The organism is Rhodococcus sp. IEGM 1409, from assembly GCF_030056735.1.
Classification (GTDB): Bacteria; Actinomycetota; Actinomycetes; order Mycobacteriales; family Mycobacteriaceae; genus Rhodococcus_F.
Genome location: NZ_JASHKN010000015.1, coordinates 1 through 15,517, shown reverse-complemented (window position 1 = coordinate 15,517; position 15,517 = coordinate 1). Strand labels below are relative to the sequence as shown.

18 protein-coding genes are annotated in these 15,517 nt (G+C 63.5%); 17 read left to right on the top strand and 1 reads right to left on the bottom strand.

Features of this window, described 5'->3' with window-relative positions; genetic code table 11:
* Nucleotides 1–86 precede the first annotated feature (86 nt).
* From QM716_RS27700 to QM716_RS27635, 14 genes are all read left to right on the top strand, one after another.
* Entirely contained in the window at nucleotides 87–734 is a 648-nt protein-coding gene (locus QM716_RS27700) for a FadR/GntR family transcriptional regulator (protein WP_283307461.1), read from the top strand.
* Nucleotides 735–1,012: 278 nt separating this feature from the next.
* A complete protein-coding gene (ftsH, locus tag QM716_RS27695) occupies nucleotides 1,013–3,568 on the top strand; it encodes an ATP-dependent zinc metalloprotease FtsH (protein WP_283307460.1) in 2,556 nt (851 codons plus the stop codon).
* Between the two features lie 59 nt (nucleotides 3,569–3,627).
* Nucleotides 3,628–4,245 carry a GTP cyclohydrolase I FolE gene (gene folE, locus QM716_RS27690; RefSeq protein ID WP_283307459.1) on the top strand — a complete coding sequence of 206 codons (618 nt, stop codon included), beginning with the start codon at nucleotides 3,628–3,630 and terminating at the stop codon, nucleotides 4,243–4,245.
* Complete coding sequence (gene folP / locus QM716_RS27685; RefSeq protein ID WP_283307458.1) at nucleotides 4,242–5,111, top strand: dihydropteroate synthase; 870 nt, start codon at nucleotides 4,242–4,244, stop codon at nucleotides 5,109–5,111. Before folE ends, folP begins: the two co-directional genes overlap by 4 nt.
* A gap of 1 nt (nucleotide 5,112) precedes the next feature.
* The gene (folB, locus tag QM716_RS27680; protein ID WP_283307457.1) at nucleotides 5,113–5,478 is read left to right on the top strand and encodes a dihydroneopterin aldolase; all 366 of its coding nucleotides are present in this window, start codon (nucleotides 5,113–5,115) and stop codon (nucleotides 5,476–5,478) included.
* Nucleotides 5,475–5,978, top strand: a complete 504-nt coding sequence (folK, locus tag QM716_RS27675; RefSeq protein ID WP_283307456.1) for a 2-amino-4-hydroxy-6-hydroxymethyldihydropteridine diphosphokinase — start codon at nucleotides 5,475–5,477, stop codon at nucleotides 5,976–5,978. The genes folB and folK overlap by 4 nt, the downstream gene beginning before the upstream one ends.
* 17 nt (nucleotides 5,979–5,995) lie before the next feature.
* A complete protein-coding gene (locus QM716_RS27670) occupies nucleotides 5,996–6,463 on the top strand; it encodes a DUF3180 domain-containing protein (RefSeq protein WP_153213529.1) in 468 nt (155 codons plus the stop codon).
* 68 nt (nucleotides 6,464–6,531) lie between these two features.
* Nucleotides 6,532–7,641, top strand: a complete 1,110-nt coding sequence (locus tag QM716_RS27665; RefSeq protein WP_283307455.1) for a DUF6779 domain-containing protein — start codon at nucleotides 6,532–6,534, stop codon at nucleotides 7,639–7,641.
* A 110-nt stretch (nucleotides 7,642–7,751) separates the two neighbouring features.
* The gene (locus QM716_RS27660) at nucleotides 7,752–8,693 is read left to right on the top strand and encodes a Rossmann-like and DUF2520 domain-containing protein (protein WP_283307454.1); all 942 of its coding nucleotides are present in this window, start codon (nucleotides 7,752–7,754) and stop codon (nucleotides 8,691–8,693) included.
* Entirely contained in the window at nucleotides 8,686–9,618 is a 933-nt protein-coding gene (gene panC / locus QM716_RS27655; RefSeq protein ID WP_283307453.1) for a pantoate--beta-alanine ligase, read from the top strand. Before QM716_RS27660 ends, panC begins: the two co-directional genes overlap by 8 nt.
* Before the next feature lie 27 nt (nucleotides 9,619–9,645).
* Nucleotides 9,646–10,092 (top strand): aspartate 1-decarboxylase, encoded by a 447-nt coding sequence (panD, locus tag QM716_RS27650; protein WP_283307452.1) that lies wholly within the window; start codon nucleotides 9,646–9,648, stop codon nucleotides 10,090–10,092.
* 3 nt (nucleotides 10,093–10,095) lie between these two features.
* Nucleotides 10,096–10,911 carry a type III pantothenate kinase gene (locus tag QM716_RS27645; RefSeq protein WP_283307451.1) on the top strand — a complete coding sequence of 272 codons (816 nt, stop codon included), beginning with the start codon at nucleotides 10,096–10,098 and terminating at the stop codon, nucleotides 10,909–10,911.
* A 219-nt stretch (nucleotides 10,912–11,130) separates the two neighbouring features.
* Entirely contained in the window at nucleotides 11,131–11,691 is a 561-nt protein-coding gene (locus tag QM716_RS27640; RefSeq protein ID WP_283307529.1) for a cysteine dioxygenase, read from the top strand.
* Nucleotides 11,688–12,110, top strand: coding sequence for a rhodanese-like domain-containing protein (locus QM716_RS27635; protein WP_003945445.1), 423 nt, complete (start codon nucleotides 11,688–11,690; stop codon nucleotides 12,108–12,110). The genes QM716_RS27640 and QM716_RS27635 overlap by 4 nt, the downstream gene beginning before the upstream one ends.
* 21 nt (nucleotides 12,111–12,131) lie before the next feature.
* Here QM716_RS27635 and QM716_RS27630 read toward each other — a convergent pair whose 3' ends face one another.
* Nucleotides 12,132–13,091: an AraC family transcriptional regulator gene (locus QM716_RS27630; RefSeq protein ID WP_283307450.1), complete on the bottom strand. Its 960-nt coding sequence runs from the start codon at nucleotides 13,089–13,091 to the stop codon at nucleotides 12,132–12,134.
* A gap of 80 nt (nucleotides 13,092–13,171) precedes the next feature.
* Between QM716_RS27630 and QM716_RS27625 the strand changes: the two genes are divergently transcribed.
* From QM716_RS27625 to QM716_RS27615, 3 genes are all read left to right on the top strand, one after another.
* A complete protein-coding gene (locus QM716_RS27625) occupies nucleotides 13,172–14,005 on the top strand; it encodes a Rossmann-fold NAD(P)-binding domain-containing protein (RefSeq protein ID WP_283307449.1) in 834 nt (277 codons plus the stop codon).
* Nucleotides 14,002–14,505, top strand: coding sequence for an anthrone oxygenase family protein (locus QM716_RS27620; RefSeq protein ID WP_283307448.1), 504 nt, complete (start codon nucleotides 14,002–14,004; stop codon nucleotides 14,503–14,505). The genes QM716_RS27625 and QM716_RS27620 overlap by 4 nt, the downstream gene beginning before the upstream one ends.
* A gap of 11 nt (nucleotides 14,506–14,516) precedes the next feature.
* The coding region (locus QM716_RS27615; RefSeq protein ID WP_283307446.1) for an amino acid--tRNA ligase-related protein at nucleotides 14,517–15,517 on the top strand (1,001 nt) is incomplete at its 3' end.

Below are 15,517 nucleotides of genomic sequence, written 5' to 3'. Positions count from 1 at the left end.
CGTTCGCGACCAGCTTGTGGTCTGCATCACTTTGAATTGGCCTAGCCTCTCTGCCACTGCTCCATTTGTCAAGTACACTCCGAGGCATGAATTCGACGTCATCGCCCGGCTCGCGCTCGGGCCTGCCCGGACGGTTGAAGCGTCCGCGTCTGTACGAGCAGTTGGCCGAGCACATTTCGAATTTCATCGAGGCTCAAGGTCTTTCGCCCGGCGATCGACTTCCTCCCGAACGCAGCCTGGCCGCTGAACTCGGCGTGAGCCGCGCATCGCTGGCTCAGGCGCTCGTTGCCCTCGAGATCCGGGGCCGAGTCGAAATCCAGCACGGCAACGGTGCAGTGATTCGTGAAGCACCGACGCCCGACGCGGGCCGCTCCACGGACTCGGGAGTGCGGCTTCAGGATCGGACCGTCGACGAACTGACTGCGGCGCGGGAAGCGATCATGGCCGGCCTGGCTCGGGCGGCGGCGTCGAATCCCAACGCTGCGCTTCGGGTCGCGATGCTGACCGACGACGGGACCGCGAGAAACTTCGCCGAGACGTGGCGTTGCGTCAGACACCTGGCAGGCGGTGGCTTATTGGCTGATCTCGACGACACCATCGCCCAGCAGGCGGACGTGCCCGAATCCTCGGCTCGGCTGGCTGCGCGACTCGATCAGCTCGCACACCACATCATCGACGGTGATCAATCGGGCGCCGCCGACGCTGTTGCGGGAATCCTCTCCGAGACCGTTTGAGGCGCCTCGGCCAAACCAGCCCGACAAAGCGCCCGAAAAGCGCACGATAACCGCTATGAGCGTGTTCGCTCACGGGAAACTGTGCTGCGGCGTAGCCCGGGAACCTGATCGGCAATACGCACGTTGAACACAGTGACGACCGTTCCGACCAAGCGGCACGGCTGCTGGCGGGCATCGATGGGGCCGATCGCGGTAACCTGCAGGTGTCCGGTTGGCAGCCGGAAGGCGACCTGGCAGACCCGCACTCTCGAAAGGACCGGCCACATCGGCCGACCTGTATGAACCGTAAGACTGTGTTCCGTAACGTGCTACTCGTAGCCGTCGTGCTGTTGGTGATCTATGCCTTCAGCTACTTCAGCAACGACACCCGCGACTTCAAGACCGTCGACACGTCGGTCGCGATCTCCCAACTCGACGCCAAGAATGTCGCGTCGGCGCAGATCGACGACCGTGAGCAGCAGGTTCGCCTGTGGCTCAAGAACGGCAACGACGCCACCGACGGTAAGACGCAGATCCTGGCGAAGTACCCCGCGAGTGCGTCGGAGCAGATCTTCGACAAGGTCGAAGGCGCCGGTGCGGACAAGTTCAACACATCGGTCACGCAGGAGAGTTGGCTGACGTCGATCCTTCTGTTCGTGCTGCCGATGATCATTCTGTTCGGCATCTTCTTCTTCGTCATGAACCGGATGCAGGGCGGCGGTGGTCGCGGCGGAGTCATGGGATTCGGTAAGTCGAAGGCCAAGCAGCTCACCAAGGACATGCCGAAGACCACGTTCGCCGACGTCGCCGGTGCGGACGAGGCTGTCGAAGAGCTGTACGAGATCAAGGACTTCCTGCAGAACCCGGCTCGTTACCAGGCGCTCGGCGCCAAGATTCCGCGCGGCGTCCTGCTGTACGGCCCTCCCGGAACCGGTAAGACGCTGCTCGCTCGCGCTGTTGCAGGCGAAGCCGGCGTCCCGTTCTTCACCATCTCCGGTTCGGACTTCGTCGAGATGTTCGTCGGTGTCGGTGCTTCGCGTGTTCGCGACATGTTCGAGCAGGCAAAGCAGAACAGCCCGTGCATCATCTTCGTCGACGAGATCGACGCCGTCGGTCGTCAGCGCGGCGCAGGTCTGGGCGGCGGACACGACGAACGCGAGCAGACGCTCAACCAGTTGCTCGTCGAGATGGACGGCTTCGGTGACCGCACCGGCATCATCTTGATCGCCGCAACCAACCGCCCCGACATCCTGGACCCCGCACTGCTGCGTCCGGGACGCTTCGATCGCCAGATTCCGGTCGGCGCCCCCGACCTCGCCGGTCGCCGCGCGATCCTGCGAGTGCACTCGCAGGGCAAGCCGATCGATCCCAACGCAGACCTCGAAGGTCTCGCCAAGCGGACCGTGGGAATGTCGGGTGCCGATCTTGCCAACGTCATCAACGAGGCTGCGCTGCTCACCGCACGCGAAAACGGAACCGTCATCACCGAAGCCTCACTCGAGGAATCGGTGGACCGTGTTGTCGGTGGACCGCGTCGTAAGAGTCGCATCATCAGCGAGCACGAAAAGAAGATCACGGCCTACCACGAGGGCGGGCACACGCTCGCTGCCTGGGCAATGCCTGACATCGAGCCGGTCTACAAGGTCACGATCCTCGCTCGCGGTCGCACCGGCGGTCACGCGATGACCGTGCCCGAGGACGACAAGGGATTGATGACGCGTTCCGAGATGATCGCTCGTCTCGTGATGGCAATGGGTGGACGCGCCGCCGAGGAACTCGTGTTCCACGAGCCCACCACCGGAGCGTCGTCGGACATCGACATGGCCACAAAGATTGCCCGCGCGATGGTCACCGAATACGGCATGAGTGCCAAGCTCGGCGCGGTTCGTTACGGACAGGAGGGCGGGGATCCGTTCCTCGGCCGTTCGATGGGCGTGCAGTCCGACTACTCGCATGAGATCGCTCGTGAAATCGACGAAGAGGTGCGCAACCTTATCGAGGCAGCGCACACCGAAGCGTGGGCCATTCTCAACGAGTACCGCGATGCGCTCGACCTCATCGCGACCGAACTGCTCGAACGTGAGACGTTGACTCGCAAGGACCTCGAGAAGATCCTTGCCGGCGTCGAAAAGCGTCCGCGCATCACGGCTTTCAACGATTTCGGTGGGCGCACGCCTTCGGATCGTCCGCCGGTGAAGACTCCGCGCGAACTCGCGATCGAGCGCGGTGAAACCTGGCCGGAGCCCGCTGCTGCCCCTATCCTCGTCAAGGCAGGCGCATCCAACAGCGGTGTCCCCAACAACGGTGTCCCCAACAGCGGCGGCCTCCCAAACAACGGCAACCAGGGACCCTCGAACGGCTACGCACAGCCTTCGTACCCGCAGCCGAGTGCTCCGCAGAACGCTCCGCAACCGGGTACACCCGACTACGGAGCGCCCGCCGGATGGTCGGCACCGGGTTGGCCCCCGCGTGAGAACCAGTCGCCGACGTACCCCGGACAGCAGTCGGGTGGATACACCGGTGGACAGAATCCGAACCCGCCACAGGGCCAGTACGGTCAGCCCCAACACGGTCAGCCCCAGCCCGATCAGGGGCAGTACGGTCAGCCGCATCCGGGACAGCAGGCGTACCCGGAGCAGCCGCACCCGGGCCGCCGTTACCCCGCACAGCCCGACTACCCGGTGCAGTACCCGGACAGTGGACCCTTCGCCGATCCGAACCGGGGAAACCCGACCGGCGAAAACCAGTGGCAGAGCCCCGCACCGGAACAGCCGCAAACTCCTCCGCCGCATCATTCGGCTGAGGACGAGGGACCGAGCACCGTTCGCTGGGACGGACCGGACGGATCTCGCTGACCTTGCGCCACTAGGCTCTGCGGCGGGGGACCTGTGAACAATTCTCGAGGAGAGTTCGGTTGTCGGTGAATGATGTGGCCAGTGAACTGGTGTCGCTCGGAACGGGCCGCCCGTTCGATCAGGCTCGGGCAGAGGCTGCCGTACGGGAACTGTTGATCGCGGTCGGTGAAGATCCCGAGCGCCCAGGCCTGATCGATACGCCGGCCAGGGTGGCGCGCTCGTACAAGGAGATCTTCGCGGGTCTGTACTCCGAACCCGACGACGCGTTGAACACGACTTTCGACGAGGGGCATCAGGAATTGGTGCTCGTGCGAGACATTCCGATGTTCTCGACGTGCGAGCACCACCTGGTGTCTTTCCACGGTGTTGCTCACGTGGGTTACATCCCGGGAAAGTCCGGCAAGGTGACCGGTTTGTCGAAGCTGGCGCGTGTTGTCGACCTGTACGCGAAGCGTCCGCAGGTCCAAGAACGCCTGACCAGTCAGATCGCGGATGCGTTGATGCGCAAACTCGATCCGCGTGGAGCCATCGTCGTCATCGAAGCCGAGCATCTGTGCATGGCGATGCGCGGTATCCGCAAGCCTGGAGCCAGCACGACCACGTCTGCGGTTCGTGGGCTCCTGCAATCCAGCGCGGCCTCACGGTCCGAAGCGCTGGACCTCATCCTTCGTAAATGAGCGAGATGTCCGCGGCTCCCGTTGCAGACAGCGATCCCGCCCGGATGGTCGTGATGGGGATTCTGAACGTCACTGCCGATTCGTTTTCCGACGGTGGCCAATTCCTTGATCGTGACGCGGCGATCTCTCGCGGGCTCGAACTGCAACGCATAGGTGTCGACATCGTCGACGTCGGCGGCGAGTCGACGCGCCCCGGTGCCACCCGAGTGGACCCGAAACTCGAGGCCGATCGCATTGCCCCGGTGATCGAAGAACTGGTTGCTGCCGGAATCCGCGTCAGCGTCGACACCATGCGCGCTTCTGTCGCCGCAGCCGCGATCGAAGCGGGTGCGGGGATCGTCAACGACGTCTCGGGCGGTCGCGCGGACCCCGACATGGCGTCCGTTGTCGCCGACGCCGGAGTGCCCTGGATCCTCATGCATTGGCGCTCGGCCGGCGACTACGTCCATCGTGGCAGTGCAGATCAATACGACGACGTGGTCCGCGACGTCCGTGACGAACTGCTTTCGCAGGTCGATCTGGCGTTGAAGGCGGGCGTTGATTCGTCGTCGATCATCCTCGACCCCGGCCTCGGGTTCGCGAAGAACGCCGACCACAACTGGGCTCTGTTGCGGGCCTTGCCCGAGTTCAACGCACTCGGATTCCCGGTCCTGGTCGGTGCTTCCCGTAAACGGTTCCTCGGGTCTCTGCTCAGCGATCCCGAAGGCAATCCGCGCCCGCCGGCCGGCCGTGAGACTGCGACGGCCGTGGTCTCCGCCCTTGCGGCGCGCGAAGGCGCCTGGGGCGTTCGGGTGCACGACGCACAAGCCTCGCTCGACGCCATTGCCGTGGTCGATGCCTGGAACCGTGGACGAGAAAGGGCCTGACATGGGGGACCGAATCGAATTGCGCAGGCTGAAGGTTCGCGGCAATCACGGAGTGTTCGACCACGAGAAGCGTGACGGTCAGGACTTTTTCATCGACATCACGGTGTGGATGGACCTGGCTCCGGCCGCGGCGTCGGACGACCTGACCCAGACCCTGCACTACGGCGAGTTGGCGGAAGCCGCCGCCGCAATCGTCGCCGGCCCGTCGCGCGATCTGATCGAGACCGTCGCTGCCGAGATCGCTGACGACGTCATGAAGGATTCGCGAGTCGAGAGCGTCGAGGTCGTGGTCCACAAGCCGTCGGCGCCGATTCCGCTGGTCTTTGCGGACGTCGCCGTCGTCGCACATCGGACCAGGTCGGCATGACGCGCGCTGTTCTGTCGATCGGTTCCAACGTCGGCGACAGCGTGGCTCACCTGCAGTCCGTCGTCGACGGGTTGGGCAGCGCCGTCGTTGCTGTCTCACCGGTCTACTCGACGGCGCCGTGGGGTGGCGTCGAGCAGCAGGATTTTTTCAACGCGGTGGTGGTGGTCGACGATCCCGACGCCGACAGCGCTGAATGGCTTCGCCGTTCGCAAGCTCTCGAGGAAGCCGCCGACCGGGTGCGCGAACTGCGTTGGGGACCCCGGAGCCTGGACGTGGACGTGGTCGACTGCGAAGGCGTCGTCAGTTCCGATCCCGAGCTCACACTTCCGCACCCCCGAGCTCATCTTCGTGCCTTCGTGCTCGTTCCCTGGCTGGACGTCGAGCCTGATGCGACTCTGATCGTCGACGGTCGGAAGTTGTCGGTGACAGAAATTCTGGACGGGCTCGATCGCAGCGAACGTGAAGGTGTGCGCACTACCGATGTGGTGCTTGCGCGGTGACCGAACAAGACAAGGGTTTGAAGCCGACCCGGATCAGTGAACTCGCTGTTCTGGCCGCGGTTGCGGCGGTGGCCACCTGGATTTTGATTCGCGTGTTCTACGGTTCGATGCCGCCCATCCCTGTTTATGCGGGAGCGTCGCTGTACTTTGTGGCCGTTGCCGAAGCCGTCTTCGCTTTTGTCATTCGTTCGCGCGTCAAGAACCGTCAGGTCGGCGACGGGCTCAGGCAGCTTCATCCGATCACTGCCGCCCGCGCGCTGGCATTGGCAAAAGCATCCGCTTTGGTCGGTTCAGCTACCGTGGGTGTCTGGGTCGGAGTGCTGGTGTATCTCATCCCACAGCGCTCGGTTCTGCAGGCCGCGGCCTCCGACACGCCGGGCGCGTGGGTGGGGTTGGGCGCCGCAATTGCGCTGGTAGCGGCGGCTCTGTGGCTCGAACATTGTTGCAAGACGCCGGAAGATACACCTGACGAACCGGCGCACTGACAGCCTGGTCGGCAAATCACCCACGGAGGTACGTGGCGACCCCGGTCTCGGCAAGTACCCTGGCAACCATGACAAATTCTGGTCGATCGAAGTCTGCGCGCCGAAGCAAGCGCAGCGCGAGCCAGATGATCGTTGCTGCTCTTCTGGCACTTGCTGTCATTGCTTCGCTGTTTCTGATCTTCAGCAACAGCGTTCAGCTTCTTCGGGTGGGACTGGTCGTCGCTCTGTGGGCAGCCACCCTCGGCGCTATCGCCATGACCAAGTATCGGCGAGAGTCGGCACTGGACAAAGCCAAGGTTGCCGATCTGCAGACAGTGTACGAACTGCAGCTCGAACGTGAAATTTCTGCTCGACGCGAGTACGAACTGAGCGTCGAAGGCCGCGTGCGACGTGAGGTGACTGCGGACGCGGAGGAACTGGCCGGGCTGCGCGCCGAATTGGTGGCACTGCGCCGAAACCTCGAAGCACTTTTCGAAGGTGGACTGCTACCCGAACAGACCGCGCTCAAGACCGATTCGACGCGAGTACCGGAACTTGGCGGTAGCTCGTACGGCGCTTACCAGCCGGCACCGTCGGGACTGTACGTTCCCGGCGCCGGCCAGAGCGGACCCAGTCAACCGGCACCGAACGTCGGCGGGCTGGCATCGCCCAACGACGATCCGGTGACTGCCGAGACAACCGTCGTGTTCGCCGAGACGTCGTGGCGCGACAGCAGCTTCGTGGCGCCGCGCGTCAATCCGACGCAGAAGCCCCAAGAGGCGCAGAAGCCCCAGGATCAGAGCCGGAACCAGGCGCCGAAGAGTTCCCCGGTGAGTTCTGCGAGTTCCACGCCGACACGAACGGTGAAAAATGTTCCGGTGGAGAAGGATCCGGAGCCGGTCGCGACGGTCGAGCCTGAAATCAAGGCTCCCGCCCAGGCCCCGAACATCGAAGCCGCCGTCATCGAAGACGCCGTCGTCGAAGAGGTGCCCGAGGTTGTTCCCGAAATTGTTGCGGAAACAGAACCTGAACCCGCCGCTGAGTCCGACGCAGAGCCGCGCCGTCGTCGTCGTGCTGCCCCGGAAGATGCCGCGAGTGGTGCTCATTCCAACGGATTGACCGTCGCCGAAATAATGGCAAATCTGAGTTCGACCAACCCGTCCGAAGGCTCCGGTCGTCGCCGTCGCCGAGAGGACTGAGTCGCAGATCACTCGCCCGGCCATGGCATGACGGTTCGGGCGAAGGATATCCTCGGACGCAGAACGTCTGGTACCCGCCGAGCGGGACTGGAACGAACGAGAGGAATCCGGTGACTTCCTTCGGGATCACTAATGGACCTGCACCTGCGCGATTGACGGTGGGAATTGTCTCCGCAGGCCGGGTCGGAACAGCTGTCGGTGCCGCATTGGAGCGAGCCGGTCATGTTGTCAGCGCGTGTTCCGCAGTCTCCAGCGCCTCGGTGGCCCGCGCTGTGAAGCGGCTTCCCGATACCGAAATTCTTCCGGCCGCCGACGTCGCAGCTCGCTCCGAACTGTTGATTCTCGCTGTTCCGGACGACCAGCTTGCTGATCTTGTTCGGGGGCTCGCGGCCACGAAAGCCGTCAAGCCGGGCACGCTCGTCGCCCACACGTCCGGTGCCAACGGCATCGCGATCCTGGCTCCACTGACCGAACTGGGCGCACTGCCCTTGGCTATCCATCCGGCGATGACGTTCACCGGCCACGACGAGGACACTGCACGGTTGTCGTCGGCGTGCTTCGGAATAACAGCTGGCGACGACATCGGATACGCGATCGCGCAATCTCTTGTCCTCGAGATCGGCGGCGAGCCGATCCGAGTGCGCGAGGAGAACCGCGCGCTCTACCACGCGGCACTGGCTCACGGCAGTAATCACCTGGTCACGCTCGTGGTCGACGCTGTCGAGGCGCTGCGAGCGTCGTTGCAGGGTGACGAGCTGCTCGGTCAGCAGTTGATCGACGGAGATCCGGGTGGAGTGGCCGAGCGTGTCCTGCAACCGCTGTTGTCGGCTGCCCTGGACAACGCACTACGACGCGGTCCCTCGGCGTTGACCGGACCGGTGGCACGCGGCGATGCCGCTGCCGTCGACACACATTTGCGCGTACTGACAGAACTTGATCCGGAGCTCGCTGCCGGCTATCGAGCGATGTCCTTGCGATCGGCCCAGCGGGTGGGCGCCCCCACCGAATTGTTCGACATCTTGACTGAAACGGGAGGTGACCGTCGTGAGTGATTTGCAGGGCGGATACAAGCGCGGCGAACTGACGGTGCACCACGATCCGGACAAGCTTCGGCGCGTCTCGCGGGCACTGCGCGGAGTCGGGCGTCAGGTGGCGCTCGTTCCGACGATGGGTGCGCTGCACGCGGGCCATATCGAACTGGTTCGTCAGGCCAAGGTCACCGGCGCCGTCGTGATCGTTTCCATCTTCGTGAACCCGCTGCAGTTCGGTGTCGGCGAAGACCTGGACGCGTACCCACGCACTCTCGATGCCGATCTCGACCTGCTTCGCGCCGAGGGCGTCGAATTGGTGTTCGCGCCGAGTGCCAAGACGATGTACCCGCGTGGTCAGCGCACCACCATCGTGCCCGGACCATTGGGTAGCGAACTCGAAGGCGGCGCGCGCCCCACTCACTTCGCGGGAATGTTGACGGTTGTGGCGAAGCTGCTGCAGATCGCGGCACCCAATCACGCGTACTTCGGCGAGAAGGACTATCAGCAGCTGACGCTCATCCGTCAGATGGTGTGGGATCTCAACTTCGACGTACAGATCATCGGAGTTCCGACGGTCCGCGAGTTCGACGGCCTTGCGTTGTCCTCTCGCAATCGCTACCTCGACGAGAGTCAGCGCGCCGCAGCGGTTGCGCTGTCTGCAGCTCTGATCGCGGGTGCACACGCGGCGTCCGGGGGAGCGGAAGCAATTCTGGAAACCGCGCGCGCTGTCCTGGCAGCTGTTCCGGAAATCGAGGTCGACTACCTCGAGGTTCGGGGCGTCGATCTGGGCCCCGCTCCCGAGCGGGGTGACGGCCGGCTGTTGGTGGCCGCCAAGCTCGGAACCACCCGTCTGATCGACAATGTCGGTGTTGCCGTGGGAACTGGATTCCTCGAGCGTGACACCGATCCATCCGCCGACGCCATCGACGACCTGCTTTCTCACTGAGCACTTTTCACGAGTAAGGACCTGGATATGTTTCGCACAATGATGAAGTCGAAGATCCACCGCGCCACCGTGACTCACGCCGACCTGCATTACGTCGGCTCCGTCACCGTCGACCAGGATCTGATGGACGCCGCCGACCTCCTCGAAGGAGAACAGGTGTGCATCGTCGACATCGACAACGGTGCGCGTCTCGAGACGTACGTCATCGCCGGTGAGCGTGGAACTGGTGTCATCGGAATCAACGGTGCAGCAGCGCATCTGGTCAAGCCGGGCGACCTGGTCATCCTCATCGCCTACGGCGTGATGAACGAGCAGGAAGTCAAGGAGTACTCCCCGCGCGTCGTGTTCGTCGATGCCGGCAACAAGCAGATCGAACTCGGCTCCGACCCGGCTCACGCGCCGGAGGGTTCGGGTCTGATCACCCCGCGCATGCTGTCGACACTTGAGGCCTCGCGCGAATCCAGTCTGGTGTAATCCATGCTGCTCACGGTCGACGTGCGGAACACCAACATCGTTCTCGGTCTGTTTTCCGGAACTGGTGAGCATTCGAAGCTGTTGCAGGACTGGCGAATGCGAACCGACCCTCGGATGACTGCCGACGAGTTGGCGTTGACCTTCCGTGGGCTGTTGGGTACTCATGTCGATCAGATCGCCGGCGTCGCCGCGCTGTCGACGGTGCCGTCCGTCTTGCGTGAGATCCGCGTCATGCTCGAGCGGTACTGGGGTCATGTTCCCCATGTCGTGGTCGAGCCGGGCGTGCGCACCGGTGTGCCGCTACTGGTGGACAACCCCAAAGAAGTGGGAGCCGACCGGATCGTCAACAGCCTTGCCGCGCACCATCTTTACGAGGGTCCGTGCATCGTCGTGGACTTCGGCACGTCGACCTGCGTCGACGTCGTTTCCGCCAAGGGTGAGTTCCTGGGTGGCTGTATCGCGCCTGGGCTCGAGATCTCGACCGACGCCTTGGCGTCGCAGTCTGCTGCTTTGCGCAAGGTCGAATTGGTGCGTCCGCGTTCGGTGGTCGGGAAGAACACCGTCGAATGCATGCAGTCCGGCGCGGTATTCGGCTTCGCGGGCCTCGTGGACGGATTGGTCAACCGCATACGCGACGAACTGCCCGAGTTCGGTGGTGACGACGTCTCCGTGATCGCAACCGGGGACAGTGCACCGTTGATGATCCCCGAATCCGACACCATCGATCACTTCGAGCGAGACCTCACACTCGAGGGGCTGCGGTTGGTTTTCGAGCGCAATCAGGCACGTCGCGGTTCCGGTCGACGACCGGTCGCCTGATCGATGGTTTTGTCCCAGCAGTTTCGCGATTGCAAAAGTTATGCCACAATGGTGCTCGTGAATCGCTGCATGGGTGCTCAGGAGTGTTGTCGAGGCTGACCGCTGCCTTGACCAATTCACACTCCTTGGAGCTAGCTCGTGCTATCCACATATTCTGCAGATCTCTCTGTTTTGGCCCCGACTCTTACTGCTGACCGTGCTGTTTCCGCAGGTCGTGGCATCAATCGCGGGCCGTCCGGACGTCGCCCGAGCGGTGCCTCGTTGCCCACCCGCCTTCGCCCGGCCGATTTGCTGCGACTGACCGACGAGGGAGCAAACGGCGTACTCGACGGCCGTTTCGATCACCTCATCCCCGACGCCTTCCCGACGCTCGACCGTTGGTCCACCCGCTTGCATGCGGACGACGACGTCGATGTGTGGCTCATCAGCTGGGTACCCGAACGCAATACCGAATTGCACGACCACGCAGGCTCGTTCGGCGCATTGACCGTCCTCAGTGGTTCTCTCACCGAATTCCGTTGGGCCGGTGACGCCCTGGTGGAACGCCAGCTCGACGCCGGGGATCAGGCATCGTTCCCCCTCGGATGGGTTCACGATGTCGTGCGTTCGCCCGACGAACTCGGCGCTCCCGTCGAAATCAGCTCGGATGCACCGACTCTGAGCGTTCACGCCTACTCGCCGCCGCTGACGGCAATGTCCTACTACGAAGTGACGGACCACCGGACACTTCGTCGCACCCGTACCGAGCTGACCGACCTGCCCGAGGGGGGCACCAAATGACCATCGACCAAATGCTCGACGACGCTCGCGCACAGATCGATCGCATGTACGTCTTCCAGCTCACCGAGGCCTTTCATCGCGGAGCAATCTTCGTCGACATTCGTCCGCAGGCGCAGCGCGCCATCGAGGGAACTCTCCCTGGCGCACTCGCGATCGAGCGGAACGTGCTCGAATGGCGCCTCGATCCCACCAGCAGCGCGCACCTTGCGCTGGCCACCGACCACGACGTCGAGTGGGTGATCGTGTGCTCCGAGGGCTACACCTCGAGCCTCGCCGCAGCGTCGTTGCAGCAGCTCGGCCTGCACAAGGCTACCGATCTGGTGGGTGGGTACCAGGCGATCAAGGCCGCCGGCCTGCTCGGTGCGCTCAGCGGAGTGCGTCATTGCTCCCGCGAGTTGGCGGCGGTTTCCGCGCATTGAGGTATTTGCTGTGCGCCTTTATTAACCGCGGGCGGTTAATAAAGGCGCACAGCGGGTCTGGCGATACGTCTTCGGACTCACTCCGTGATGGCGGGTGAACGCGGTTGTGAGGGCAAAAGGGCTCGAGTAGCCGACTTCTCGCGCGATCGACGACACTGTCCGCCCGGGATCTGCCATCAGATCCGCGGCCACGGACAGTCGCCACTCGGTCAGGTATCCAACCGGCCCCATTCCCATGAGGTTGGTGAACCGGCGAGCAAAGGCTGCTCGCGAACTGCCGGCTTCCTGGGCCAAACTCGCGACCGTCCAGGAGTGTGCCGGCCGATTGTGCATGAGCCTCAAGACATGCCCGACGACAGGGTCTTCGTAGGCCTTGATCCACCGTGGTGATCGATCCGGGTTTTCGGCGAACCACGTACGGACCGCCGAGATCAGGACAAGGTCCAGGAGCCTGTCCAACAACACCTCCTGCCCTGGCCCGTCGGAGGCGATCTGTTGCTCCAGAAGCGTTGTCATCGGCTCGGTTTCGATGCTGCGTCGAACTACCGCGACGGGTGTCAGGCTGTCGAGGATCTGGCGGCTGACGTAGGAGTCCAAACGATATGTGCCCGTGAGCATGACGGTCTCGCCGCTCGCCCCGTTGCCCCACGTGCGAACCCCGAGCACTGACATGTCCTCGAGTGGTGAGCCGTCGATTGCGGCGCAGTTCTGCGCTTCGTCGATGAGTACGTGGACCGGGGTGCCGGGTTGATCAGCGACTGTATAGGGATCAGGACCCCGCAGAAGTGCCACGTCTCCGGCCCCGAGATTCTCGGTCTGTCCGGCGTCGGAGACGACGACAGCCGTGCCGCGAACCAAAATCAGCACGGTGACGGGTGCGTGGTCCTCGATACGTAACGACCAAGGCGGATCGAGCAACGAGCGCAACAGAAATGCACCTTCCGCTCGAGATCCTGCCAGCATCATCGACAATGCATCCATAATTCGACGGTAGACGCTGGCGTATGTTTTTGCGACCTTCAGCTATGGATCGTATTGCCGTCGCACGGTCGAATGAGTTCATGACTTCAACAAGTGAAATTCAATCGGCAGTGGTGATCGGTGGTACCGGCAAGACCGGTGCGCGCGTTGCACAGAGGCTGACGGCGGCGGGAATCCGTACCCGAATGGCGTCGAGAACATCCGGGACACTTTTCGACTGGAACGATCAGACGACATGGCGGCCCGCGGTGTCCGGTGTCGAAGCGGCATACGTGACCTACGCGCCGGACCTTGCAGTGCCGGAATCGAGCACACACATCGAGGAATTCGCGGAGCTTGCGTACTTCGAAGGGGTTCGTCGAATGGTGCTCCTGTCCGGACGGGGTGAACCGGCGGCGCAGAAAGCCGAACAGGTTCTGGCCGACAGCGACCTGGAATGGGCTGTGGTGCGGGCCAGTTGGTTTGCCCAGAACTTCAGTGAGGGGTATCTGCTCGATCCGATCAGGGAAGGCCGCCTGGCACTTCCGGTAGGTGAGGTGAGGGAGCCCTTCATCGACGTCGACGATCTCGCTGACGTGGCGGTGGCCGCATTGACTCGAACCGATCTCCTTGGCCGAGCCCTCGAGGTGACAGGTCCGGAGTTGCTCACTTTCGCGGAGGCAGTGGATGCGATTTCGACGGCGTCGGGCCGTTCCGTGACATTCGAAAGAATTGGACTCCAACAGTTTTCCGACGGTATGGCGGAAGTCGGCGTCCCGAGTGACGTCGTGGAGTTACTGACGTACCTGTTTGCCGAGGTTCTCGACGGACGAAATCAAAGTGTGACGAGCGTCGTCGAAGAGGTCCTGGGACGGCCCGCACGCGATTTCCCTACTTTTGCCGCCGAGGCCGCTCGAACAGGGGTTTGGTCATGAAGAAGTCCGAGATCATTCTGGAGCTACTGGTCGGCGTGACTGCGCTCGGCGCGCTCGTCGCCGGTGGTGCGTTGTTCGCGTTCTCTTCCTTCGTGATGCCCGCCCTGCGGTCGGTGGATGCACACACCGCGATCACGTCGATGCAGTCGATCAACGTCGAAGCGCCGCGCAGTGCGTTGATGCTGCCGCTGGTCGGATCGGCGCTCACCGCGATCACCACTGGAATCTGGGTATCGATCTCCAGGCCGGACGGCTGGGTCCTTGCTGTTGTCGGTTGCGTCGGGGTGCTCGCTTCCTTCGCGGTGACCGCGATCTACCACGTCCCCCGCAACGACGCGTTTGCCTCGGTCAGCGCCACCGACGCAGCCGCATGGGCGTCGTACGAGGCCGGTTGGACTATGTGGAATCACGTCCGGGTCGGGCTGTACTTGCTGTCGGGAATCGTGCTCGCGGTGGCCGCGGTGCTACCAGCAACAAACGCGGTGGACACGGCCCAGTAGTCTTGTACCCCGTGAGTGATGTAGAAGCCCAGCCAGTCGACGACACCCCCGAGCAGCTCCGTATCCGGCGCGAGAAGCGTGAACGGATCCTGGCGCAGGGGCAGGAGGCGTACCCGGTTTCGGTCGATCGCACCCACACGCTCGCGCAGATCCGCGCGGAGTACCCGGAACTCGAGCCGGACACGGCGACTGGTGTGTTGGTCGGCGTCGTCGGCCGCGTCATCTTCATGCGCAACACAGGCAAGCTGTGCTTCGCGACTCTGCAGGAAGGCGACGGCACTCAGCTGCAGGCCATGATCAGCCTCGCCGGCGTCGGCGAAGAGGCACTGGCGGCCTGGAAGTCCGACGTCGACCTCGGCGACTTCGTCTTCATTCATGGTGAGGTCATCAGCTCCCGCCGCGGCGAGCTCAGTGTGATGGCCGACGCCTGGCAGATCGCATCCAAGTCGCTTCGCCCCCTGCCGGTTGCGCACAAGGAGATGAGCGAAGAGTCCCGTGTGCGTCAGCGCTACGCAGACCTGATCGTTCGCCCCGAGGCTCGTGACAACGCCCGCAAGCGTGTTGCTGTTGTCCGCGCGTTGCGCAATGCGCTCGAGAGCCGCGGCTTCCTCGAGGTCGAGACGCCGATGCTGCAGACGCTGCACGGCGGCGCGGCAGCTCGCCCGTTCGTCACGCACTCCAACGCCCTCGACATCGACCTGTACCTGCGTATCGCGCCGGAACTGTTCCTCAAGCGTTGCGTCGTCGGCGGTATCGAGAAGGTCTTCGAGATCAACCGCAACTTCCGCAATGAGGGCGTCGACTCCACCCACTCGCCCGAGTTCGCAATGCTCGAGACGTACGAGGCCTACGGCACGTACGACGATTCCGCGAAGATGATTCGTGAACTCGTCCAGGAAGTTGCGCAGGAGGCATTCGGCACGCAGGTCCTCACTCTCGCCGACGGTTCCGAGTACGACATCAGTGGCGAGTGGCAGGTCCTCGAGATGTACCCGTCGTTGTCGGCGGCCAT

What these genes read in the sequence shown, in the direction of transcription:
- QM716_RS27700 (WP_283307461.1), top strand. Translation starts at nt 87, where the DNA reads ATGAATTCGACGTCATCGCCCGGCTCGCGCTCGGGCCTGCCCGGACGG.
- ftsH (WP_283307460.1), top strand. Translation starts at nt 1,013, where the DNA reads ATGAACCGTAAGACTGTGTTCCGTAACGTGCTACTCGTAGCCGTCGTG.
- folP (WP_283307458.1), top strand. Translation starts at nt 4,242, where the DNA reads ATGAGCGAGATGTCCGCGGCTCCCGTTGCAGACAGCGATCCCGCCCGG.
- folB (WP_283307457.1), top strand. Translation starts at nt 5,113, where the DNA reads ATGGGGGACCGAATCGAATTGCGCAGGCTGAAGGTTCGCGGCAATCAC.
- folK (WP_283307456.1), top strand. Translation starts at nt 5,475, where the DNA reads ATGACGCGCGCTGTTCTGTCGATCGGTTCCAACGTCGGCGACAGCGTG.
- QM716_RS27665 (WP_283307455.1), top strand. Translation starts at nt 6,532, where the DNA reads ATGACAAATTCTGGTCGATCGAAGTCTGCGCGCCGAAGCAAGCGCAGC.
- panD (WP_283307452.1), top strand. Translation starts at nt 9,646, where the DNA reads ATGTTTCGCACAATGATGAAGTCGAAGATCCACCGCGCCACCGTGACT.
- QM716_RS27645 (WP_283307451.1), top strand. Translation starts at nt 10,096, where the DNA reads ATGCTGCTCACGGTCGACGTGCGGAACACCAACATCGTTCTCGGTCTG.
- QM716_RS27635 (WP_003945445.1), top strand. Translation starts at nt 11,688, where the DNA reads ATGACCATCGACCAAATGCTCGACGACGCTCGCGCACAGATCGATCGC.
- QM716_RS27630 (WP_283307450.1), bottom strand. Translation starts at nt 13,091, where the DNA reads ATGGATGCATTGTCGATGATGCTGGCAGGATCTCGAGCGGAAGGTGCA.
- QM716_RS27625 (WP_283307449.1), top strand. Translation starts at nt 13,172, where the DNA reads ATGACTTCAACAAGTGAAATTCAATCGGCAGTGGTGATCGGTGGTACC.
- QM716_RS27620 (WP_283307448.1), top strand. Translation starts at nt 14,002, where the DNA reads ATGAAGAAGTCCGAGATCATTCTGGAGCTACTGGTCGGCGTGACTGCG.